The organism is Pseudomonas fluorescens (assembly GCF_900215245.1).
GTDB classification, from domain to species: Bacteria; Pseudomonadota; Gammaproteobacteria; order Pseudomonadales; family Pseudomonadaceae; genus Aquipseudomonas; species Aquipseudomonas fluorescens.
On record NZ_LT907842.1, the window covers coordinates 4,994,691 to 5,018,380 of the forward strand.

General features: G+C 58.8%; 21 protein-coding genes. 18 read left to right on the forward strand and 3 right to left on the reverse strand.

Annotated elements, in window-relative coordinates:
• Position 1: 1 nt before the first annotated feature.
• Positions 2-679: a class I SAM-dependent methyltransferase gene (locus CPH89_RS23325; RefSeq protein ID WP_053256400.1), complete on the reverse strand. Its 678-nt coding sequence runs from the start codon at positions 677-679 to the stop codon at positions 2-4.
• Between the two features lie 122 nt (positions 680-801).
• Here CPH89_RS23325 and CPH89_RS23330 point away from each other — a divergent pair, with 122 nt between their 5' ends.
• Positions 802-1,347, forward strand: a complete 546-nt coding sequence (locus CPH89_RS23330; protein ID WP_053256399.1) for a GNAT family N-acetyltransferase — start codon at positions 802-804, stop codon at positions 1,345-1,347.
• 4 nt (positions 1,348-1,351) lie between these two features.
• Here CPH89_RS23330 and CPH89_RS23335 read toward each other — a convergent pair whose 3' ends face one another.
• Positions 1,352-1,846 carry a DUF1543 domain-containing protein gene (locus CPH89_RS23335; RefSeq protein ID WP_053256398.1) on the reverse strand — a complete coding sequence of 165 codons (495 nt, stop codon included), beginning with the start codon at positions 1,844-1,846 and terminating at the stop codon, positions 1,352-1,354.
• Positions 1,847-1,952: 106 nt separating this feature from the next.
• Here CPH89_RS23335 and CPH89_RS23340 point away from each other — a divergent pair, with 106 nt between their 5' ends.
• Complete coding sequence (locus CPH89_RS23340; RefSeq protein WP_053256397.1) at positions 1,953-2,774, forward strand: aldo/keto reductase; 822 nt, start codon at positions 1,953-1,955, stop codon at positions 2,772-2,774.
• Between the two features lie 57 nt (positions 2,775-2,831).
• Here the strand turns inward: CPH89_RS23340 and CPH89_RS23345 are convergent, their stop codons facing one another.
• Complete coding sequence (locus CPH89_RS23345) at positions 2,832-3,347, reverse strand: Hcp family type VI secretion system effector (protein ID WP_053256396.1); 516 nt, start codon at positions 3,345-3,347, stop codon at positions 2,832-2,834.
• Between the two features lie 477 nt (positions 3,348-3,824).
• Here CPH89_RS23345 and tssA point away from each other — a divergent pair, with 477 nt between their 5' ends.
• From tssA to CPH89_RS23425, 16 genes are read left to right on the forward strand one after another with little or no spacing between them, the layout of a single operon-like run.
• Positions 3,825-5,378 (forward strand): type VI secretion system protein TssA, encoded by a 1,554-nt coding sequence (tssA, locus tag CPH89_RS23350; protein ID WP_081006373.1) that lies wholly within the window; start codon positions 3,825-3,827, stop codon positions 5,376-5,378.
• 32 nt (positions 5,379-5,410) lie between these two features.
• Positions 5,411-5,908 (forward strand): type VI secretion system contractile sheath small subunit, encoded by a 498-nt coding sequence (tssB, locus tag CPH89_RS23355; protein ID WP_053256394.1) that lies wholly within the window; start codon positions 5,411-5,413, stop codon positions 5,906-5,908.
• A gap of 27 nt (positions 5,909-5,935) precedes the next feature.
• Positions 5,936-7,411: a type VI secretion system contractile sheath large subunit gene (gene tssC, locus CPH89_RS23360; RefSeq protein WP_053256393.1), complete on the forward strand. Its 1,476-nt coding sequence runs from the start codon at positions 5,936-5,938 to the stop codon at positions 7,409-7,411.
• Positions 7,408-7,827: a type VI secretion system baseplate subunit TssE gene (gene tssE, locus CPH89_RS23365; protein ID WP_078828118.1), complete on the forward strand. Its 420-nt coding sequence runs from the start codon at positions 7,408-7,410 to the stop codon at positions 7,825-7,827. Before tssC ends, tssE begins: the two co-directional genes overlap by 4 nt.
• Positions 7,817-9,604: a type VI secretion system baseplate subunit TssF gene (gene tssF, locus CPH89_RS23370; protein ID WP_053256392.1), complete on the forward strand. Its 1,788-nt coding sequence runs from the start codon at positions 7,817-7,819 to the stop codon at positions 9,602-9,604. The genes tssE and tssF overlap by 11 nt, the downstream gene beginning before the upstream one ends.
• Positions 9,568-10,560, forward strand: a complete 993-nt coding sequence (gene tssG / locus CPH89_RS23375; RefSeq protein WP_053256391.1) for a type VI secretion system baseplate subunit TssG — start codon at positions 9,568-9,570, stop codon at positions 10,558-10,560. The genes tssF and tssG overlap by 37 nt, the downstream gene beginning before the upstream one ends.
• A 12-nt stretch (positions 10,561-10,572) precedes the next feature.
• Entirely contained in the window at positions 10,573-13,128 is a 2,556-nt protein-coding gene (gene tssH, locus CPH89_RS23380) for a type VI secretion system ATPase TssH (RefSeq protein WP_053256390.1), read from the forward strand.
• The gene (locus CPH89_RS23385) at positions 13,125-14,654 is read left to right on the forward strand and encodes a sigma-54 interaction domain-containing protein (RefSeq protein WP_053256389.1); all 1,530 of its coding nucleotides are present in this window, start codon (positions 13,125-13,127) and stop codon (positions 14,652-14,654) included. The genes tssH and CPH89_RS23385 overlap by 4 nt, the downstream gene beginning before the upstream one ends.
• Before the next feature lie 58 nt (positions 14,655-14,712).
• A complete protein-coding gene (locus tag CPH89_RS23390; RefSeq protein ID WP_053256388.1) occupies positions 14,713-14,844 on the forward strand; it encodes a hypothetical protein in 132 nt (43 codons plus the stop codon).
• Between the two features lie 14 nt (positions 14,845-14,858).
• Positions 14,859-16,034, forward strand: coding sequence for a type VI secretion system-associated FHA domain protein TagH (tagH, locus tag CPH89_RS23395; RefSeq protein ID WP_053256387.1), 1,176 nt, complete (start codon positions 14,859-14,861; stop codon positions 16,032-16,034).
• Positions 16,035-16,039: 5 nt separating this feature from the next.
• Positions 16,040-16,522 (forward strand): type VI secretion system lipoprotein TssJ, encoded by a 483-nt coding sequence (gene tssJ / locus CPH89_RS23400; protein WP_053256386.1) that lies wholly within the window; start codon positions 16,040-16,042, stop codon positions 16,520-16,522.
• Position 16,523: 1 nt separating this feature from the next.
• Positions 16,524-17,852, forward strand: coding sequence for a type VI secretion system baseplate subunit TssK (gene tssK / locus CPH89_RS23405; RefSeq protein WP_053256385.1), 1,329 nt, complete (start codon positions 16,524-16,526; stop codon positions 17,850-17,852).
• Positions 17,853-17,857: 5 nt separating this feature from the next.
• Positions 17,858-18,724: a type IVB secretion system protein IcmH/DotU gene (icmH, locus tag CPH89_RS23410; protein WP_232005400.1), complete on the forward strand. Its 867-nt coding sequence runs from the start codon at positions 17,858-17,860 to the stop codon at positions 18,722-18,724.
• Between the two features lie 15 nt (positions 18,725-18,739).
• A complete protein-coding gene (tssM, locus tag CPH89_RS23415; protein ID WP_053256384.1) occupies positions 18,740-22,117 on the forward strand; it encodes a type VI secretion system membrane subunit TssM in 3,378 nt (1,125 codons plus the stop codon).
• Positions 22,114-22,845 carry a PP2C family protein-serine/threonine phosphatase gene (locus CPH89_RS23420; protein ID WP_053256383.1) on the forward strand — a complete coding sequence of 244 codons (732 nt, stop codon included), beginning with the start codon at positions 22,114-22,116 and terminating at the stop codon, positions 22,843-22,845. The genes tssM and CPH89_RS23420 overlap by 4 nt, the downstream gene beginning before the upstream one ends.
• Positions 22,842-23,684, forward strand: coding sequence for a serine/threonine-protein kinase (locus CPH89_RS23425; protein WP_053256382.1), 843 nt, complete (start codon positions 22,842-22,844; stop codon positions 23,682-23,684). Before CPH89_RS23420 ends, CPH89_RS23425 begins: the two co-directional genes overlap by 4 nt.
• Positions 23,685-23,690 lie beyond the last annotated feature (6 nt).

Here is a 23,690-nt window from a genome sequence, read left to right on the forward strand (position 1 = left end):
GCTAGCGTGGCTTGTAGCCCACCCATCCTTTGAAGCTGAAGCCTGCGTAGAACAACGCCACGTCTTCGAACCCGGCGTCCTGCATCAGGGCGGCATCCTGCTCGGGTGACAGCACTGGCAGTTGCGCACTGATCGCCGTAATCGCCCGTTCGGCATCTTCCGCCGGCACGCCCGAGTCCACTGCAAACGCTGCATAGCGCTTCAACCAGCGGGCTTTTTCCTGCGGTGTCTGCGGGAAACTATGGTGCGCCACAATCAGCGGTGCGCCGGGCAGTAACCGCTGCCACAGCGCCTTGAGTGTTTGCAGGCGTTCTGGCTTGGGGATGAAATGCAGGGTCAGCAGGCACGTCGCCCCATCAAACGGCCCCAACGGCGCGGTATCGATATAGCCTTCATGTAACTGCACGCGCGCATTGAAAGGGCCCAACGTCGCCTGCGCCAGCTTCAACATCTCAGCCGACGGGTCCACACCGACAAAACGCCAGTTCGGTTCTGCGTCGGCAAAACATTTCAACTCCAGGCCGCCCCCGGCGCCGAGCACCAGCACATTGCCCGCAGCGGGTACCGCTTCGCGCAGCAGCAGGGTGGTCATGCGCTGCAAGCCATCGAAGCCCGGCACCAGGCGCACGGGGCCCTCGGCGTAGCGGGCAACGGCATCGGGGTCGGAAAAAAAGCTCATGGTGGGTTCCTGCGGATAGGGCGAGGGATCAACCCTACTGTGGCACATCGGCAGTGGCAATTGCTGTTACCGGCATTCGTGGTAAAACGTAGCTCTTTGGGACCCACGAGTACGGAGGCTCAATGTCTGCTGCCAACCGCCCTGAAATCACTCTTCGTAATGCCATTGCCGAGGACGCCTTGTGCATTGGCGTGCTGGGTATGCAGGTGTTCCTTGATACCTACGCGACGCAGGGCATTCGCCGTTCGATTGCCAATGAAGCGTTGCAGGCCTTTGCGCCGCAGACCATCGCCGAACTGATGGCGCAGCCCGATATCTCGCTGGTGGTGGCTGAGTCGGATGGCCATCTCGTTGGTTTTGCCCAGGTCAAACTCACCGCCAGCCATTCGATGATCGAGGCGTCTGACGTTGCCGAACTGCAACGCCTGTATATACAGGAGCGATTTACCGGCCTGGGGATCGGCTATCAATTGCTGCAAGCGGCAGAGCAGCGCGCCAAGCTCGGCGGCGCCTCGTTATTGTGGGCGACCGTGTGGGTGGGCAATGCGCGCGCGCTGGGTTTTTACCCTCGGCGCGGTTATGCGCTGCTGGGTGCGCCGACGTATACCTTCCAGGGGGAAACCCATGGGAATCGTCTGTTTGGTAAAGCCCTGATGCCCGCCGCGTGAGGGCTCACGGCAGGATGATGTAGTCGTTGTGCTGGATGATCGGCTGGTGCGGGCCTTGCACCAGGTGAACATAGCGACCGTCCACCAGATCAATCGGCAAGCAGTCGTCGATATCCATTACGCCATCGGTGTGGGCCTGGGACCAGTGTTGCAACATTTGCCGCTGCCCCTTGCGCTTGGCTTCCTGTTTGTCCCGGGCGACCACCAGCAGGTAATGATGGGCCTCGCCAAAAGCGTTGGCCTCGTAGCCGCCGAGGTTGATGAAGTACAGGTGATGCGCGTCGGCAGGCGGCGCCATCTGGCTGAGTTCGACTTTCCAGCCGTCGACGCCATCGACGGCCATCCACGCATCGATATGCACACCCTTAGGGCTGCCGAACCAGCCGTCGCGCAATTGGGTGTAGGTGTGTTGCAGCGTATCCGCGACTGCGAATACCACATCGTGAACTTCGATTTTAGCCCGTGGGTGCTTGCCCCCGAGCATGACGACAAACAGCATTGCAGGTCCGTCCTGGCGACTTGGAAAAGGCTAACCATACTTCGATTGAACCCTTTTGTCCGGTCAGTGCCACACTGTTAATCCGCGAACTCATCAGGAGGTTGTTATGCGTACCATTGATCTGGCCGGTGTTCCCGTTCCTGTCATCGGCCAGGGAACCTGGCGAATGGGCGAAAACCCAGACCAGCGCAGAGCCGAAGTCGCCGCGTTGCAACTGGGTATCGACGAGGGCATGACCTTGATCGACACCGCCGAAATGTACGGTGAAGGCGGCGCCGAGGAAGTGGTCGGCGAGGCCATTCGCGGCAAGCGCGATCAGGTATTCCTGGTCAGTAAAGTCTACCCTCACAATGCCAGCCACAAGGGCGTTCCCCGTGCCTGCGATGCCAGCCTTCAGCGCTTGGGTACCGACTACATTGACCTGTACCTGTTGCATTGGCGCGGTCAGTACCCGCTTGAAGAAACCGTCGAAGCCTTTGAGCGTCTGCGCGAGGCGGGCAAGATCGGCCGTTGGGGTGTTTCCAACTTTGACGTCGCCGACCTGCAGGAACTCGCTTCCCCAGCCTGTGCCACCAACCAGGTGCTCTACAACATCGAAGAGCGTGGTATCGAGTTCGACCTCCTGCCATGGTGGCAACAGCACCATTTGCCGTTGATGGCGTACTGCCCAATCGCCCAGGGCGGTGAGCTGCTGTCCAGCCCGACGCTCAAGCAGATCGCCCATCGACACGAGGCCACACCCGCACAAATCGCCCTGGCTTGGGTACTGCGCCAGGAGGGCGTGATTGCGATCCCAAAAGCGGTGAGTCCCGAGCATGTGCGGCTCAACGCCAGCGCCGCGAAACTGGTGCTGGACGAGCACGATCTGGATGCCATCGACCGTGTGTTTGGCGCCCCCAAGCGCAAGCACCCGCTGGCGATGGTGTAACAACCCGCCTGGCAGAACCGGCGCCTTCCATGGCGCCGGTTCCTGCATCCCCCAGGGTTAGCCGGCGACCGGGCTACGCCAGTCATCAGAGCCGGAAGTACCCGCCACCTCGTGAGTCCAGATGATCTTGCGATAGGTGAAGTGCACGTCTTCCAGATGCGTGAAGTGCGCGTTTTCAGGTGCCTGACAGTTGGGCATGCGCGACTGGATGTCCACGATGGTCGCCCCTTCGAGTTCGATGGTGAAGTAGTGCTCCTGGGTTCCAGCCGAGGAGGTACGGAACCACTCCAACCGGCATTTGACTTCTTCGCCGCTGGTTAGCGCACTGAACAGCAGGGGCGATGATTTATCGAAGACCTTGCTGATCATCAACGGTTTATGAACCCGCTGGCCTGTTGGCTGACCCGATTGCGGATCACGGGGAATAATCACCTGATGAGCAAATGCCTGGACCAGTATCTGGTCTTCATGGCCTTCCTGATAAATGTTGCCTACCGAGTCCTGAGTAAAAGTGCCTGCCGTAATCAGACCTTGTTTGACACCGGTGATTGAAAGATACGCGGGTGTTGGCATGACGGGTTTCCTTGCCGGGTAGTTGAGGTAATTCCCTGCGGCGATTGTGCCGGGTGGGCAACCTCCTATAACAAAAAGCGTGCCTGAAAATAATAAGCGCAACAAAAACAATAAGGTGGCGTGATGAGGGCGGAGTTTTAACTAAGTCGTCGGGTGGTTTATTGGATTTTAAGTGAAATAGGTTGCGCAGAAGTGCGCACTAAGTTGCTCATCGTGTTGTTGTGGGCGGTTATTGGTTGCGTGAATTAACTAAGGGTTTTGGCAAATTTGATCTGCGCAAAATGATGCACAGCCCAGTCATTACGCAGGGTGTAGGAAATTCCTTAAGTGCGGATTCGATGCTTGCTGAATATTTTATGCATGGCTAAGGTTTGCGAATCTCGTGAAAGGCTTAGTGGGATTCGGAACGCGGCTAGTTGTGTGGGTAAGTGTGCTTGTTTCGGCGGATGTTATTTTTTATAGGGTGCATGGCTCAAAATGGTTTATTCAGGCGCTTTGTGTGTTTATTACCTTGAACTTGCTTTATTGCCTTGCTCGCACATTAATTTTGCGGGCAGCGATATGCGTTTTTCGAGTGAATATGAAGCCCTTGAATCCGAGCTTGGCAAGCTGCAATCGATTCACGTCAGCGCTCAGCCGGACTGGCTCAAAGTGACGCAAATCAGTGAATGTCTGCTGCGCCAGCACACCAAGGATTTACGTGTGGCCGCCTGGTTGACCTGGGCCTTATATCAGCGTGAATCTTTCCCTGGTCTGTTGGCGGGGCTGGGGGTGTTGCGTCATCTCTGTGAGCACCATTGGGCGGTTGCCTACCCGGAAAAGCCGCGTACCCGTGGTGCAGCCTTTGGCTGGTTGGTGCTGCGTCTTGAACCGTTGTTTACGCAAAGCTTTCCGCTCAACGATCAGCAGCCATTGTTCCGACGCATGCTTGAGCATCTGACACACCTTGATGACCTCTGGTCTGCGCACATGAGTGATGAGGCTCCACTGCTGTTGCCCGTGCGCCGGCAATTGGCGCAGCGGTTGGCGCATGCAGAGCAAGGGGAAGCCCATGCTGTGGCTGCAACCGGCGTGATGGCTCAGGTCAAGCAGGCCGCGACCCGGTTACTGAATTCCGAGCCTTCGGTAGAAAACGAAAAAGAGGCACATAAGTTACTGCGCACACTGCAGGAACAAGCCCGGCCCTTGTGTCACTGGTGGCTGCGCCAGAACGCCACCGACCTGCGCGCCATGCGCCTTAACCGGACACTGACCTGGCTGGCACTCAACGGCTACCCGGACGCTGACAGCGAGCGCCTCACGGTGCTGCGCGGCCCGGCGTCCGACAAGCTCAAGCGCTATCGGGAGCGTTTTGCCCAGGGGCAGTACGGCGAACTGTTGTTGGAACTTGAGACCAGTCTGGCAGGCGCATTGTTCTGGTTTGACGGCCTGCGCATGGTCTGGGAGTGCCTTGAGGCTTTGCAGGCCAACCTGGCAATGACCGAACTGGAAGTGAGCTTTGCGCTGTTACTGCAGCGTCTGCCACATCTGCCTGAGTTCAGGTTTCACGACGGCGTGCCGTTTGCTGATAGCGCCACCCGCGACTGGATCACTTTGCAGGTCGCTCGCCACTTGCAGCCACCTGCGCCGCCCGGCGAGGTCGTTGATGCCAATACCGAACCCTGGGAGGCAGCCTTGCAGGACGTCATGCCGACGTTACGCAAAGACGGTCTCAAGGCGGCGGTGCGCGAACTCAAGCAGGGCATGCACGCCGCTCGCAGCGAGCGTGCTCGTTTTCACTGGCGGCTGGCCCTGGCTCGGTTGTGTGTATTGGCCGGCAAGCAAGCGTTGGCGAAGGTGCAACTCGAAGGCCTGGATCACGAACTGCAACGTGCGGGGCTGGATCGTTGGGAGCCAGATCTGGCCCTCCACGTAGCCCAGCTTTTGTACCGCTGTTGCGAGCTTTTGCCGCAAAGCAAAACCGTACGTGAGCGTAAGGAAGACACCCACCGAAGGCTGTGCCACTTCGATGTTGAAGCGGTACTTGAATAGGCCTTCGATCCACTCGGAAAAGGAGATTTACCGTGGCCAAAGACGGTTCGGTAGCACCCAAGGAACGCATCAATATCACCTTCAAGCCAGCCGTTGGCGGTGCCCAGGAAGAAGTCGAACTGCCGCTGAAATTGCTGGTGTTGGGCGATTTCACCCAGCGCGAGGATCAACGCAAGCTCGAAGACCGCAAGCCCATCGGCATCGACAAGAACACCTTTGACGACGTATTGGCCAAGCAGGCGTTGGAGCTGACGCTGAGTGTGCCCAACCGGCTCCAGGAGTCTGCGGATGTGGACGCATTGGCTATCCAGGTTCGGGTTAATTCGATGAAAGACTTCAGCCCGGCGAATTTGGTCGAGCAGATTCCGGAGCTGCAAAAACTGATGGCACTGCGTGAAGCGCTAATGGCACTCAAAGGGCCCTTGGGCAACACGCCGAGTTTTCGCAAGGCCATAGAGCGGGCTTTGGCGGATGACGGGTCCCGAGCCCGGGTATTGGCTGAATTGGGATTGAGCGATCCCACCGCCTGACATTTTCAGTAAAAGGACACTGACGCCATGACGATCCAACAGCATCCGCTATCCACACAAGTCACCGAAGAACACAGCATCCTAGACACCATCATTGCCCAGACACTACTGAGTGCGGATGACGAGGCTTATGGCATTGCCAAGCGCGGTGTCTCGGCGTTTATCGAAGAGCTGGTCAAGCCGCACAACAGCGGCGAGCCGGTCAAGAAACGCCTGGTTGATCGAATGATTGCAGAGATTGACGTGAAGCTCAGCCAGCAAATGGACGAGATTCTTCACCATCCGGATTTTCAGGCGCTGGAGGCCTCCTGGAGAGGTTTGCAATTGCTCGTCGACCGGACCAATTTTCGCGAGAACATCAAGATCGAACTACTGAATGTCTCACGGCAGGACCTGCTGGATGACTTCGAAGATTCGCCGGAAATCACTCAGTCCGGGCTCTACAAACATATCTACAGTGCCGAGTATGGTCAGTTTGGCGGGCAGCCGGTGGGCGCCATTATCGCCAACTATTCGCTTTCGCCAAGCGCACCGGACGTGAAGCTGATGCAGTACGCCGCCAGCGTTGCCTGCATGGCCCATGCGCCATTTATCGCTGCCGCAGGCGCGAACTTTTTCGGACTCGAAAGCTTTACCGGTCTGCCTGACATGAAGGACCTCAAGGATCATTTCGAAGGGCCTCAATTCGCCAAGTGGCAAAGCTTTCGTCAGAGCGAGGATGCGCGTTATATCGGACTGACTGTGCCGCGGTTCCTGTTGCGAACCCCATACGATCCCCTTGAATGCCCGGTCAAGACATTTGCCTACCAGGAAAACGTGGTCAACAGTCATGAGCACTATTTGTGGGGCAATACTGCCTTTGCGTTTGCCACTCGACTGACTGACAGCTTCGCCCGGTTTCGCTGGTGCCCGAACATCATCGGTCCGCAAAGCGGTGGCGCGGTGGAAGATCTGCCCCTGCATCACTTCCAGAGCATGGGGGAAATCGAAACCAAGATCCCGACCGAAGTACTGGTCTCTGACCGTCGTGAGTACGAGCTTTCGCAAGAGGGCTTCATTGCACTGACCATGCGCAAGGGCAGTGATAACGCGGCATTCTTTTCGGCCAGTTCGGTACAGAAGCCCAAAACGTTCGGGGGCAGTACCGAAGGTAAGGACGCTGAGTTGAACTACCGCCTGGGTACCCAGTTGCCTTACATGATGGTGGTTAATCGCCTGGCCCATTACCTCAAGGTATTGCAGCGTGAGCAACTGGGGTCTTGGAAGGAGCGGACCGACCTCGAACTGGAGCTCAACAAATGGATCCGCCAATACGTCGCAGATCAAGAGAACCCCAGCGCCGAGGTTCGCGGGCGGCGTCCATTGCGGGCTGCCCGTATCGTGGTCAGTGATGTCGAGGGTGAACCCGGCTGGTACCGCGTCAACCTCAGTGTGCGACCGCACTTCAAGTACATGGGGGCGGACTTTACGCTGTCCCTCGTTGGCAAACTCGACAAAGAATGAGGAAGGGTCAGGGGATACCCGATTATCGCAGCCTTTTTGAGCGTCTCGACGGTCTGGTGCCTGCCAGGACCGACAGCGTGGCGTGTATTGCCGCGCATCTGGAGAGAATGCTCAGTACGCGTGCCGGCAGTGTCCAGGCGCTACCAGATTATGGGCTGCCCGACCTCAATGACATGCGCTTGAGCCTGCATGAATCACTCAGCCAATCGCGCTTGGCGATTGAACGCTTTATCCAGGCGTACGAGCCTCGGTTGGGGAATGTACGTGTCAGGAGGAGGGAGGGTGCCTACAACCCTTTGGTACTGGCGTTTGTGATTGAGGCAACCGTCGTCATCGATGGTGTCATCCAACCTGTGGTGTTTAACGCACACCTGGTGGGTGGTGGACGGGTCGAGGTGTTACCTGATGTCCTTTGAGCTCTTTTACCAGAGTGAACTCAGTGCATTGCGCACGCTTGGGCGGCGTTTTTCTGAACGCAATCCCGCCCTGGCACCCTTTCTTGCCGATTCAGGCCAGGACCCGGACGTCGAGCGTCTATTGGAAGGCTTTGCCTTTCTCACCGGGCGCCTGCGCCAGAAGCTTGCTGACGAGCTTCCTGAGTTGACCCATTCATTGATGCACTTGCTGTGGCCCAATTACATGCGGCCATTGCCGGCCTTCAGCATTTTGCAGTTTGACCCATTGAAGCACGCGTGCACCACGCTGAGTGTTGATCGGGATACACCGGTCGAAAGCGTGCTGGTCAACGGTGAGCGCTGCCGCTTCCGAACGTGCTACGCCACTCAAGTCATGCCGTTGCAACTGAGTGGCCTGGAATACCTGTCACAGGGAACACGGGCGTCGCTCAACCTGCGCCTGGAAATGAGCGTCGAGGGCAATTTCAGTGAGTGGGCATTCACTCAGTTGCGCTTGCACCTGGCGGGTGATCGACAAGTGAGTCAAGGGTTGTACCTGAGCCTGTTACGTCATCTTGAAAGCATCGAGGTGGTGCTCTTTGACCATGATGGGCTTGCGATCAATGGTCGCGACGGGCAGGTTTTATCGCTGCGACTTTCCGCCAGCCAAGTAAAACCTGTGGGGTTTGACGAAGATCAGGCGCTGATTCCGTATCCGGCGAACACCTTCAGCGGCTACCGCCACCTGCAAGAGTATTTTGCATTTGCGGACAAGTATCTGTTTGTCGATGTACTGGGTTTGGATGCACTGCAGAGGTTACCAAACGAACTCCTCAAGCAGGCCAGGTGCGTAGAGCTGCGCTTCAAATTGCACACTCAGGAACATGAGCCACATCGCCCCACGCTGGATAACGTAAAGCTGTATTGCACGCCGATTACTAACCTGTTCAAGCAGGATGCGGTGCCGATTCGCCTGGATGGCAAGCAGGATGATTACCTGCTGCTCCCGGGTGGCATTGCACGGGGCAACGCTGCGGTATTTTCCGTTGACCATGTTACCGGATGGCGTCCCGGTGGGCTGGGCTACCAGACGTACGTGCCATTCGAATCCTTCGAACATGACAGCGACAGTGGCGTTTCGATGCAAGCCCCTAGCTACAGCATTCGTCAACGTTCCTCGGTGCAGGGCGCCGAGCTTGATACCTGGTTGAGTCTCGGTATTGGCCCCATAGATCAACAGGAGACACTCTCAGTTGAGTTGACGTGCACCAACCACGGCTTACCGCGGCTGTTGCAGGTTGGTGAGATCAACCAACCGTGTGAACAAACGCCGGAATTTCTTACGTTTCGCAATATCTGCGCGCCGACGGCGAGCTTCCCTCCGCCGCTGGACCAGGACTTCCTTTGGAAGCTGATCAGCAACATGTCGCTCAATTACCTGTCATTGACCGATACACGGGCCTTGAAGGTCATTCTCCAAACCTACGACTTGCCGCGCTATCACGATCGACAGGCGCACAACATCAGTCAACGAAGGCTGGATGCACTGAGATCTGTCAGCCACGAGGCCGTCGACCGAATGCATCGTGGGTTGCCAATACGTGGCCTGCGAGTCGACCTGAACATTGACCCCAGTGGGTTTGTCAGCCGGGGCGACATGTTTGTCTTCGCCTCGGCACTCAATGAGTTTTTTGCTCTTTACGCCAGCCTTAATTCGTACCACGAACTGCGGGTTACCAGCACACAAGGAGACGTGTATCTATGGCCACCCCGGATGGGTCAGCAGGCCCTGCTATGACTGCACTATCGCAATCGATTCGTGAGTATTCGCTCTTCCAGGCGGTGCTGCAGGTGATCGAGCGTCTACGCGACGCTTATCCATTGCTGGAGGATGACGAGCTCTATGAGAAGGTCGAGTTCCAGGCCAACTCCAGCTTGGGGTTCCCCGGGCACGATATTGATCGGGTGGAGTTTTTTGTCGAACGCGACCAGTTACGGGCACGTCTTCGCCTGAATGTGCTCGGACTTTTTGGTGCCGGCTCGCCATTGCCTGCGTTTTATCAAGAGCAGGCGAGTGGGAATGTCAGCCGTGACTTTCTTGATGTATTTCACCACCGCCTGCACAGGCTGATGCTGCCGATTTGGCGCAAATATCGCTACCGGGCGTGTTTTCGCACCGGGGCCAGCGACGCGTTTTCCGAGCAGATGTTCGCACTGGTCGGGTTGGGCAGCCGCCAGATTCGCGACGCTGCGCAGTTGGACTGCAAGCGGCTGTTGCCCTGTCTGGGATTGTTGAGCCTGCGGGCACATTCGGCGGCCCTGATTGAGGCGGTATTGCGTCACTACTTCAAACACCGCGGTGTGTTCATCGAACAATGGGTCGCTCGCACCGTGACCATTGCCCAACAGCAACGCAACCGGCTTGGCGCAGCGAACAACCTGCTCGGCGAGGACCTGATGCTCGGGCTTCAGGTCGCAGACCGCAGTGGCAAGTTCAGAGTGCATATCAAGGGCTTGAGCTGGCAGCGCTTTCACGAGTTCCTGCCCGCTGGCGACGACTACAGGCCGTTGTGTTCACTGGTTCGGTTGATGGTGCGAACCCCCTTGGACTATGACCTGCGCCTGGTGTTGGCCGACGGCGAAGTGAGGCCATTGCATATCGGGGAACGCAACGTCTGTCGTCTCGGTTGGACCAGTTGGCTGGGGTACGAGCGTGCTGACGGCGTGGTCACCCTGGCCAGCAACTCTCATTAGGGACTGATGATTATGATGAATGTAGACCTGCAACAATTGATCCGCACATTGACGGCGGCGACTCGCCTCGACCTGGAGCGTTCAGCCGAGCGATGTGTGGCGCGCGGCGGCAAGGAGGTGCTGGTCGAGGACCTTCTGCAGACGCTGCTGCAGCACCCCAATGGTCCTTTGGTGAGGGCGCTGGCGGACGCGGAGATTGCCCCCGCCGAGCTGCAAGCCCTGTTGCTGCTCAACGGGGAGCAAGGCGCATCGCGCAGTCCGGTGTTTGCCGCGACACTCGTGCAGTGGTTACAACAGGCGTTAATGGTTGCCCACCTTGAATTGGGGCAAGTCGAGGTTGACCAGGGGGCATTATTGCTGGCGCTCCTGCTCCATCCGTTGCAGCACGCGGGCAGTGCTTATCAGCAATTATTGAGTCGCTTGGACACGCAACGTGTGCGCGACTGTGTGTTGAACCAGCGATTGGAAGCCGTTCCTTCGCCACAGGGTGAGTCGCTGTTGGAGCGCTTTACCCACGATTTGACGCGTCAGGCTCGCGAAGGACGCATCGACCCGGTTCTGTGTCGAGACGCGGAAATCCGCCAGTTGATCGACATCCTCGTGCGTCGGCGCAAGAACAACCCCATTCTTGTCGGAGACGCCGGAGTGGGTAAAACAGCCATCGTCGAAGGGCTGGCTCTGCAGGTGGTTGCCTCACAGGTGCCGGAGCCACTCAAGGGCGTACGAATACTGACGTTGGACATGGGCTTGCTGCAAGCCGGCGCGAGCATCAAGGGTGAGTTCGAACGGCGGCTAAAAGGCGTTATCGACGAGGTCAACGCCTCATCGCAGGCCGTTATCCTGTTTATCGACGAGGCACATACCTTGGTGGGCGCTGGCGCTCAGGTGGGCGGAGGCGACGCTGCCAATTTGCTCAAGCCAGCCCTGGCGCGCGGACAGTTGCGCACGATCGCGGCCACGACCTGGTCCGAATACAAACAATACATTGAAAAGGACCCCGCATTGGCGCGGCGTTTCCAGCCGGTACGGGTGGCCGAGCCGAGCGTGGCGGCGGCGATCTCCATTTTACGTGGGCTTGTCCCAGTGTATGAAGCCAGCCATGGCGTTTACGTACGTGACGATGCAGTCGTGGCGGCAGCGCAGATGAGCGCTCGATACCTGGCAGGACGCCAGTTGCCGGACAAGGCCGTGGACGTATTGGACACGGCCTGCGCTCAGGTGCGTATAAGCCTGACAGCGCCGCCGGAACCGTTGCAGCGTTTGTGTGCCGAGTTGGCAGAGGGCATGCGGCAACGCGTGGCGCTCGAGCGGGATAGCGACGCAGGTTTGCCTGTTGACGAGCAGGCCTTGCAGGCGCTGATCCAACGTCTGGAAGCCATTGAGCTTGAACGGGAGCGAGCCGAACACCGCTGGACTCAACAACGAGCCCTGGCCGAGCGGACACTCTCTTCGCGTCAGCCAAAGGTTGATGCGTGCAGTGCAGGGGAGGGGCTTGCGCACGTTGAGTTGCCAACGGCCGAACGACGCCACGCGCTGAGTGAGCGGCGGCGGCTGAACCATGAGGTATGCCCACGGGTGGTGGCGCAGGTGATCAGTGGCTGGACCGGTATTCCCGTTGAACAGCTGGCCCTTGAGCACAGTGAAAGGGTCCTGGGTTTCGCCGATGCCTTGGGCAGGCGAATTCTGGGGCAAGCACCTGCAGTGCAGGCTCTTGACCGCAATCTGCGTGCTGTGGCTGCGGGCCTCAACGTCCCCGGGGCACCCGTGGGCGTGTTTTTGCTGGTCGGTCCAAGTGGTGTCGGAAAAACCGAAACGGCCCTGGCACTCGCGGAGTTGCTGTATGGCGGCGAGCAATTCATCACCACACTCAATATGTCGGAATACCAGGAGAAACACGCCTTGTCCCGCTTGATCGGAGCGCCGCCCGGTTACATCGGTTACGGCGAGGGCGGGGTGCTGACTGAGGCGGTGCGCCAACGCCCTTATTCAGTGGTGCTGCTCGACGAAATCGAGAAGGCGGATCCGGAAGTGCTGAACCTGTTTTACCAGGTCTTTGACAAAGGCTTGGCCAATGACGGTGAAGGCCGCGAAATCGACTTCCGTAATACGCTGATCCTGATGACGTCCAACTTGGGAAGCGATTGCATCACGGCTCTGTGCCCCGATGGCTTTCGTCCTGATTCAGCGGTCCTGGAAGAAGCGATTCGCCCAGTGTTGCGCGCCCACTTCAAGCCAGCCTTGCTCGCCCGTATATGCGTTGTGCCGTATTACCCCCTTGCGGGCGAACGGCTACGCGACGTGGTAAGCCTCAAGCTGGAGCGTTTCGCTCAACGGCTGCACCGGCGCAAGCTGGTGTTCAGCCATACCCCCGAGCTGGTTACACACATGGTCGAGCGCTGCCTTCACCATGACAGTGGTGCGCGGTACATCGACCACTGGATCGAGTCCCATCTGCTACCGCCCATTGTGGATCGTCTACTCAGTGCGATGGCCATTGGCGAGTGTGTGTCAATGACCCATGTAGCGCTGGATGGCAACGGCGTACCGGTCTGTGAGTTCAGCCAATGATGGAGAGTCTGTTTAACCAGTTGCCTGATCCTCTGGTCTACGCCGACCGCTTGCTGAGCTGGTTCACCCGTCTGGGGACCGAGAGTGATGACTCGACGCTGGCAGACCTTTGTGTCACGGCGGTTGCGCAACTGAGCCAGTGCGAACTTTGCCAACTGTACTGGCAAGATGAAACGACCGGCCAGCTTGGGTTGATAGCTCAGCATTTTGCCGGGGCGTCATCACTGGATTCCCTGGCAGCAAGCGTGGACTTTCAGAATGAACAGCTCTTGCATTATGTCCTGAACCAGCATCGTTCCCTGACCATTGATGAACTGCGCAACAGCGCCTATGACCGCTGTTTCCTGCCTGAGGCGGCCCTGCCTTGGCACTCGCTGTCATGCGTGCCCCTGTTCAATCGGCGCAAGGCAGTGTGTGGTGTGCTGCTGTATGCCAGCCAGTATCCGGCGCAATTGCAGGGCTACGCCGCATCGTTGGGCCAACTGGGTAGCTTTACCTTCAGCCAGTTAGCCCTGTGGCGGCATAAACAATCAGGGCAAGTCACTGCTGCTCTCCAGCGCAGCACACCTGCTACCGACGCCTACGGCTTGATCGGCAACTGCACGGCGATGGATGAGACTTGCCGCTTGATCGACAAGGTCTTGCATACACCGTTTACCGTTCTGTTGAGTGGTGAAACGGGGACCGGCAAGGAGGTTGTAGCGCGCGCCATTCACGCAGCAGGCCCGCGCAGTGCGCGGGCGTTTGTGGTGCAAAACTGCGCGGCGTTTCCCGAGGGCTTGCTGGAGAGTGAACTGTTCGGCTACCGCAAAGGCGCGTTTACCGGTGCGGAGCGTAACTATGCGGGGCTGTTTGACGCGGCCCACGGCGGCACACTGCTACTGGATGAAATTGGCGATATGCCACTGTCCTTGCAGGCCAAGCTACTGAGGGTTTTGCAGGAGGGCGAGGTGCGCCCGCTGGGTGCCAATACCGCCCACAAAGTCGATGTCCGAATTATCGCCGCGACCCACCGCGACCTGAAAGCAATGGTCAGCCAGGGCACTTTTCGCGAAGACCTGTATTACCGGTTGGCGCAGTTCCCAATCCAGTTGCCGGCCTTGCGGGAGCGGGACGGGGATGTGCTGCTGCTCGCACGCTACTTCGCTGAAAGTGTGTGTGCAGCGCTCGCAAAGCCGCTGGTCAGTTGGTCCAGCGCTGCGCTTGATCAGCTCTCCAGTCATGCGTTCCCGGGCAATGTCCGTGAACTCAAATGCCTGGTGGAACGCGCAGTGTTGCTCTGCGATGACGGTGTGATTTTGCCTGCCCATCTGTTGCTGCCGTCGGCGCCTGCTCACGCAGTCGTCGAAGCAACGCTGCGCCAGCGCCTGGAGCGGGTAGAGCGAGTATTTCTGATCGATTGCCTGCACAAGAACCGTGGTAATCGAACGCGGACCGCACGTGAACTTGGGGTCGCACGTCGCACGCTGCTCTACCGGCTTGCGCGTTTGAACATCCCTGTCAGCGCGTCCCGTGGGGAATGCTGAATGGCGTACCTGTGGCCGCTGCGATTCGCCGCCGGCCTTATCTTCTGGGGGAAATTTGATGCCTGACCGTCCATGGCAAGTCGTGGTGCTTGTGCTGTGTTTGTTGACCGGCTGTAACGCCAACTACGTGTTTGATGATGCTGACTATCGTCCTTTGGGTGACCCCCAAGCGACCCGTCGCGGCCAATGAAAAGGGAGCGTGCCATGCAATTAGTGCTTGAAGTGTGTGACGCCGGGGGTGTTGAGCCGCCAACACGCAAGGTGTTTGACGGTATTGGCGGCGTCGTCGGCCGTGGGGCAGGCTGCGACTGGATTATCCCAGATCCGAGCCGGTTGCTTTCCAGCCACCACGGCCTGGTTGGTTATCGTGACGGTCGGTATTTCCTGACGGATATCAGCAGCAACGGTATCTGCCAGTTGAGCAGCGGCGAGGCCCTGCAAAAGGGCCAGGCGCGATTGATCGTTGATGGGGATGTCTTCCAATTGGGGCCATTCGCTGTCAGGGCGCGACTGAATGAGCGAACGGCATCGTATCGTCAAGGGCTGTTCGCCGAGAGCAGGGTGATACCCGACGATGCCTATCTGGGCTTGGACCCTGTTCACGAGCTGGACCGCGAGCAGATGCATGCAGTGTGTTCGAGTGAACTGGATGCATTGAAAGACACCGCAGGCGCTCCCGAGGCAGGCATGTATCGCGGTTCAGTGGAACAGGATCATCTGGTTATACCGACACCGGCGGACACTTTCGACGACGTGATAGCGCCCATCCTGCCTGCCGTGCGTTCGGCCCCGGTCGATGAAGCGTTCTGGACGCAGTTTGCCGAAGCGTTGGGTGTCACGTTGGATGTCTCTGGTCGTGAGGCGTTGGCGATCAAGGTGGCGAGTTTGCTGAGGCACGCTATCAGTGGGCTGCAACAGAACCTGCACACTCACGATGAGCTGAGCAATGAGTGGAACCTGGGTATTGGCGCTTCAATCAAGATCCCGAACGGTTTTAAACACAGTGCGGGCATCAGCGCAGCCTTGGCATCGTTGCTGGAGATGAACGAGCCGGAGCAATGCAGCGCCGAGGCGGTCATTGCTCAGCTCCATCGGCAATTGCAAGTGCATCAGGTTGCTTTGCTGGTTGCGTGTCGCACGGCGATGCGTACTCAACAGGCGGCGTTTGCGCCTGGCGACCTGCTGCTCAGTTTTGAGCGCCATGACAAAGCGCCGAGGTTCTTCAGCGACAGGGCGCGTTGGCGGGCCTACCAGCGTCATTACCAACGGCTGATCGACGAAGAAACGCTGAGCGCACGGCCTTTGCACGGCGACTTTGCCAAGGCGTATGAGGAGCAGGTACGCCTGGCCTCGGCGTTATTCGCCGGATACCCAGGATGATAGTCATGCCCCGTGTCGCCTTACCCCTGTTGATTGTATCGAGCCTGCTGGTTGGTTGTAGCAGCGTGTCACCCTTTTCCACGTTAACCAAGCTGGACCTGACGTTGACAGCCACCGAACAGGTTAACCCTGACCTGCATGGGCGTCCTTCGCCAGTGGTGGTGCACCTGCTGGAGCTGAAGCATCCGGTCGCATTCGAACACGCAGATTTTTTTAGTCTTTATGGGCGTGCCGAGCAGGCGCTGCCCAAAGACTGGGTGAACAGCGAGGAACTGGAGTTGCGTCCCGGCGAGCAGGTGGCTCTCAAGCTCAGGAGCGAACCACAAAGTCGTTACGTGGGGGTGGTGGCGGCTTACCGTGACTTGCCCCACGTGCAATGGCGATGGGTGGTGCCGCTGGCCCCGCAGCACGTTACGCGAGCCCATCTGGTGCTCGACCAGTCGGGTGTTCGCGTTGCCGAACCGATCGTTGGCGTGGTGGAGAATTGACATGCCGGTTCATAAAGTCATCTGGCAGGAAGGCATGTTGCTGCGCCCCCAGCACCTGCAGCACAACGACCGTTACTACAACCAGCAGCTCAACCGAACCCGCTTGCTTGGCAGTGACGCCTGGGGTTTCCTGGCACTGGACGTCGACTTGCAGTACCTCAACCTGGGCAAGCTGGTCGTCAACCAGGCCAGCGGCGTTTTACCGGATGGCAGTCTTTTCGAACTGACTGCCGCCATGGCGCCGTTGGTGCTGGAAGTCCCGGCCAACTCGGGAAAGCAATCGGTTTACCTCGCATTGCCGATGGCGACCAACAACCAGGTTGAAACCCGAACGCAGGGTGAACCCGATGTGTTGGCACGCTACATTGCCTGCGAGATCGATGTCGGTGACTCGAATGCCGGGCTGGACGCTCTTTGCCGGATCAGTTGTGCACGTCCTGATTTACGATTGTTGCTGGGTGACAACCCTGGTGATGAAGCCTACGTGAAGCTGAAGATTGCCCAGGTATTGGACGCCTCTTGCGAAGAGGGGGTCAGAATGGATACGGATTTTGTGCCGACGTTCATTTATGTACAGGGCTCTTGCTTTGTGTCGTCGTGCCTCAAGGAAGTGATCAGCCTGTTGGCCAGCCGTGGCGATGCCATTGCCGAGCGTATTTGCGGTAACAGCGTGACCGCAGGTGCGCAGGTCGCAGATTTTCTGATGCTGCAACTGATCAACCGGACCGAGCCGGTGTTGCGTCACTACCTGACCCAAGCGCAAGTGCCGACACAAATGCTGTATCGCGAGATGGTGTCGATATTGGGCGAGCTATCGACTTTCGCCAGTGACAGCAAGCGCGCCAATCTTGACGTGCGTTACCTGCATGGCGACCAAGGCGCAAGCTTTCGAGGGCTGATGGCGGGGCTGCGCACCGTGCTGTCGATGGTATTTGAGCAGCATGCTGTGGAATTGGTGCTGCAACAACGCCAGTACGGGGTGATGGTCTGCCCGGTGGCGGATCTCAAGCTGCTGGGCACCGCGACATTCATCCTGGCGGTCGCTGCTCAGTGCGATTCTGAAGAGCTTCGCCACCGGTTGCCGGCCCATCTCAAGATTGGGCCTGTGGAGCGCATTCGCGAACTGGTCAATCTGCACCTTGCCGGTATCAAGGTAAAGCCGATGCCGGTGGCGCCACGCCAAATTCCGTTTCACGCCGGTAAAACCTATTTCATGCTTGAACTCAGTGCCCGTGATGTTGTGCAGCTGGAGCAATCGGGTGGTTTTGCGTTCCATGTCGGCGGCGAATTTACCGAGCTGGAGCTGACCTTCTGGGCAATCAGGAATTGAACATCATGAATATGGAAAGTGAATACCCGCAGGATGAAAAAACCGTCTTGCTTGATCGTGACGGCCACGGTCCTGCTCAGGGGCCGATAACCGACTTCCTCTCGCCCCCGCGTTTTGAGCAACTGGAGGACCGAATGATCTATGCCGCCGCTGTACAAGGCGCGCAACCTTTCAATGTGGGCCTTAACCCTCTGGTAGCCGCTGCCTGGGATGCGCTGTCTGAGCTGCTCCAAATGAAGCGCAGCGCTGGTCGGGAAAACCTGCAGACACTCAATGATCGCCTGTCCGCAGGCATCACCCGCTTCGAAGCCCGCGCCCTGCACGAGGGCATGGAGAGCGGTCAGGTGGTGTCCGCACGCTATGTCCTGTGCAGCGTCATTGATGAAGCGGTAGTCACTACGGCATGGGGAAGTCGCAGCGACTGGTCGAAGATAAGTTTGTTGAGCCGCTTTCATAACGAAACCTTTGGCGGCGAAAAGGTTTTCCAACTGCTGGAGCGCCTCTCCCGTGATCCGGTCAAGCACCTGGCGATGTTGGAGCTCATGTATCTGTGCCTGTCGATGGGTTTCGAAGGCAAATACAGAGTTATGGCGCGGGGAGAGGTCCAGCTTGAAGAGGTACGAGATGCCTTGTATCGACAGATAAGGCATGTCCGGGGCGACTTCCCCTCTCTGTCAATGTGCGCCCCCCGGCCGGTGCAGGCACGGCGTAAGCGTCCGCGCATGATCCCCGCCCGCTGGTTTGTGGCTTTCGGTGTGGTCGCTTTGCTGGCGATGTATTCGGGCGCTGCCTGGGTGCTCGGGCAAGAGCGAGCAAGTGTGTTGCAACTTTTTAAATCTTCGGCGCCGGAACTGACTCTGACGCCCTTGTAACGCTGGGAATATTGAATGAACGCATTCTTCAAGGGCGCGGGCGCCGTGCTGCGCAGAGTTTGGGTATGGAGTTTGTTGCTGGTGCTGTCCGGCGCAACCGTGGTGTGGTTTTTTGGGCCGCTGCTGGCCGTGGATGACCACCGGTTCTGGCAAAGCTCTACCGCCCGACTTTTGAGTATCAGTGGGTTGTTTTTGTTGTGGGGCCTGGCGATGGTCATCGCGGGTGCTCGTCAGGCTGCCCGGGCCGGAACACTCGACAACCAGACACGCACGCAACATCTGGGGCTGATAGAGAATGAACGGAAACACGTGCGCGGCCGATTCAAGGAAACGCTGCAAACCTTGAAAACCTCTCAGCGTTACCTTGGGCGTAGCGCACGCTCGCGTAACGAGCTGCCTTGGTACTTGCTGATCGGGCAGCAGGGCAGTGGCAAGACCTGCTTGTTGGCCGCGAACGGAGTGCAGCTGCCGCCGGATCAATCCGGGTCGAGGTCGCTAGGCAGGGCTGCTTACTGTGACGGGTACCTGGCTGATCAAGGCGTACTGATCGAGTGCGCCGGGCGTTATCTGGACCAACCCGACAGCTCTGTCGACGCCGCAGGTTGGACGACATTGATGAACCTGCTCAAGTCCAGGCGCCGAGTGCGGCCACTTAATGGCGTGGTGGTGGCGTTATCGGTGGACACCTTGCTGGGCAGCAATGAGCATGATCTGGAACGCCACGCACGGCATGTACATAGCCGCTTACAAGATATTCAGCAGACGCTGCATGTCGATATCCCGATCTATTTGGTGCTGACCCACGCTGACCGAATACCGGGGTTTAGCGAGTTTTTTGATACGCCGCACGGCAGTGTTGCGGACGGCGTGCTGGGTGAGCTCGTCGCCGTCAGCGGCACCGGTGTCCAAATGGCGCAGGTGCGTCAGGCATTCGAGGCGTTGCTGCAGCGGCTGAGTGGTGAGCTTATTGTGCGCTTGCACCAGGAGCGCAATGTCGAACGCCGTGGCCGAATGCTTGATTTTCCGCAGCAGGTTTCGCGCATTGGCGAACGGTTATGCCTGTTTGTCGAGGTGGCATTTTCCGCCCATCGCAATCAGCGGATCAACGGTTTGCGGGGGTTTTATCTGACCAGTGCGGGTGAGCGGCGCGAACGCTTTGTCAAAGGCCTGTTCAACCAGGTGATTTTCGCCGAAGCCGAACTCGCGGGGCTCGATACCCAGGAATATCGCCGAATTCGTTGGCGGCAGGCGGGGTTGGCGATCGCAACATCACTGGTCATCGGCGTCGCGGGCGCGCTCTGGATGCACAGCTATTCGCTCAACCATCAACGTTTGGAAGAGTTGGCGCAGCTCGCTAAGACCGATACGCCGGCCGAGGCAGGCGTGGACCAGACCCTGGTCTTATTGCCTGTTTTGGATAAGCGCCTGGCGGCGACTCGGGTTTTTCCGCCTGTGGCAGAAGCGCGCGTGTTGGCGCGAGCCGGGTTATTCCAGGGCGAAGTGACTCGCCCACTGTTGGTCAGTGCTTATAACGACGCTCTGCAGCAGTTAATGGCCCAAACCGTGTCTGTGCTCGAAGAGCAAGTGCGGTCCAGCCTTGGGGATCGCGAGCGGTTGCTGGACAACTTGCGCGCGTACCTGATGCTTAACCTGCGCGAGCGCCGTGATACGCGTTGGCTGGCGGAGCGTGTAGCGAGCCTGTGGTCCGAGCGCTTTGCCGGTGAGGCCTCGGTGCAGGTCCGCTTGGATGAACACTTCGGCCGGCTGCTTGAGCAACCGTTTGTAGCGACACTCAATGATGAATTGGTGGCCCAGGCTCGCCAGGCGCTGCGTGGCGAGTCGCTGGCAGACGTGGTGTATCGCGTGTTACGCGAGCAAGCGCTGAATCTGGAGCCCTACCGTCTAACGGGCGGTACGGTTTTTACTGCGCCTGACCAACCTATTCCCGGATTCTACAGCAAGCGTTATGTGCAGTATTTCGACAAGCAGGGGCCTCGACTGATCAATGCGATTGTCCAGGATAACTGGGTGCTGGGGCAGGCCACCGACCTCAGTGTGATGGATTTGCGTCGGTTAATGATCGAACTGGAACAGCGCTATTTCAGTGAGTATGCCGACGTCTGGAGCAATGCCTTGGGGCGCATCAGGCTGCTTGATACCGAGAGCCTCAGGCAAAACACCGACCAGTTGGCGAGCCTGACATCGGCGCAGTCGCCGTTGGTGTTGCTGTTACAGCAGGTGCGTGAAAATACCCGCTTGCTGGACGTCGGCGCCCCTTTGGCAGCCGTGGCCCGCGAGGCGGTTGATGCGGCGGTAATCGCTCGGTCGGCGGTTGGTCATGTATTGGCCGGTCAACTGCCGAACCTTGCCGGTGATGACGGCGCGAGACGCGCGTTGCAGCGTCGCTTCGAGCCCCTGCATCAGTTGCTTGATGAACAGCAAAACCCGGGGGCGGAGTTGACCCTGGCATTGCGTCAGCTTGACGCGATACACCTGCAACTGGCGGCGCTGAACCGTGAGGGCTCACCGGAGCGGGCAGCTTTTCAGATGGTGAAGCAACGCATGGAAGGGCAACAGCCTGGGTTGGGACAATTGCGTGATATCGCTGCGCGCTTGCCGCTGCCACTCAAAGGCTGGATCGAAGGCCTTGCCGATGACAGTTGGCGACACTTGTTTGATGATGCTTATCGGCATGTGAACCAACATTATCAGAGTGAAGTGTACGGTCTGTATGCCAAGGCGATTCGCCAGCGTTACCCGTTCAATGCTCACGCGGGCAGTGACGTTGCCCTGAGCGATTTTCAGGCCTTTTTCAACCCACAAGGTGTGCTGGCAAAGTTCCAGGAAAGTTACCTGCGGCCGTTTGTCAGCGTTGAGGGGGGACGCTACCGGTTGCGTGGCCTGGATGGCCGAAGCCTGCCGATGTCACGATCGTTACTGGAGCAACTGTCCAAAGCGCAGATCATCCGCCGGGGCTTTTTCGCTGAAGACCAAGGCGAGCTGGCGGTTCGGTTTACGCTGGCACCCTACAGCCTGGACCAGGCGGTCAGCCGGTCGGTCCTGAGTTTTGGCGGGCAGCAGCTGGAATACCGGCATGGGCCGATCGTGCCCGTGGCGTTCCACTGGCCGAGCGAGGTGGACAATGGTCGGAGCAGCCTGGTTTTGGAGCGAGGAGCGGAGCGGCCGTTGGGCATCGAGAAGAACAGCGGGGCCTGGTCGTTGTTCCGGTTCTTTGATTTGATGCAGCGCGAGCCTGCCAGTGGGCGGGATGCGCAGATACTCAAGTCGGATCTCGGCGGTTTGCGTGCCAACTATGTCTTGGTCAGCCAGCGTGTACCCAGCGCATTTCAGTTGGACACGTGGCGTACGTTCCGATTGCCGGAGCAGTTATGACTCCACCGACATCGCCTGCAAGCAGTGCCGCGCGCTCCGAACGAGGCAATGCCAGGCAGCGCAATGAGGATGCGTTCCTGGATTGCCCGCAGCAAGGTTGCTGGGTGGTGGCAGACGGTATGGGCGGGCATCGGGCCGGGCACATGGCCAGCCAATCGGTGGTCGACAGTCTTGCCGCGTTGCCGGCCCAAGACACGTTTGACCAGCGTATCGAAGCGGTTCGGCGATGCCTGCAAAGGCTCAGCCGGCGTTTGGGCGGTGAAGACCGACCGACTGCCAAGGGCAGCGACGACACCATGGGCAGTACCGTGGTGGTATTGCTGCTGGATGGGCGTCGAGCCGCGTGCATTTGGGCGGGGGACAGCCGTTGTTACCTGTGGCGAAGCCAACGGCTGTATCAGCTGTCGCGAGATCATTCCTTGCTGCGCCAATTGATGGATGAACAGCGGTTGAGCCTGGCGCAGGCCCAGGCTCATCCTGACTCTAGAGCACTGACACGCGCAGTCGGGGCCCGGCATCCGCTCAAACTTGAGGTGCTGGAGCTGAGCACACACCCCGGCGACGTCTTTCTGTTGTGCAGCGATGGCGTGTACCAGGGATTGACGCATGTCGAGCTTGGCAGCGCTCTGGATAAAGGCACGCCGCAACAGGTCGTGGACCGGTTGTTCACGGCGGTGTTGCAAGGGCCCGCGCGGGATGACCTGACGGCTGTGGTGGTGCGCTCATGAACACCGGGACGGGCACGCCCACCTTGCTGGCTGGGCGTTATCACCTTGAGCGAGAGTTGGGCGCGGGAGGCATGGGCGTGGTCTACCGTGCGCGCGATCTATTGCACGAACAATTTGGCGAGCCCTGCGCCCATCTGGCAATCAAAGTGCTTGGCGAGCGTCTCACGCTGGCCCCCGATGCTCATGTGCTGCTTTACAGCGAGTTTGCCCTGACCCGCAGCCTGCGACATGAGCATGTCGTGCGGGTGTTTGCGTTCGAGGTGGATATCAGCAGCCAGATCGCTTTTTTCACCATGGAGTTGATGCAGGGTATGACCCTGGACCGGCTGCTGCTGGAGTGTCCGGGCGGCTTACCCTGGCGAGAGCTGCAGCCCTTGGCTGTGCAGTTGCTGAGTGCCCTGGCTTACGTCCATCGACAGGGCGTGCTGCATGGCGATGTAAAGCCGGTCAATATTATGGTGGGTGAGGAGGGCGTACGTTTGTTCGATTTCGGCCTCGGGCATGCGCCGATACCCGTTGCGGCAGGACTGCCGAGTTTGAGTCGGGGCAGGTTCAACGCGTGGACCCCTGCTTATGCCGCCCCGGAGTTGTTGGCGGGCGGTGCGCTTACCACGAGCACTGACCTGTATGGGGTGGCGAGCGTGCTGTATGAACTGGCCCATGGGAAACGTCTCGGTGAGCGTCGAGACGCCGAACGACCGTGCTGCCCTCGGCAACTGCCGACACAGTGCTGGTCGGCGTTACGCGCGGCGTTGGCAGTGGACCCTGAGCGCCGAACGATCAGCGTCGAGGAGTTGGGCGAAGTCATGACGCGTGCTCGCCGACGCTGGTTTAGCTAGCCTGGA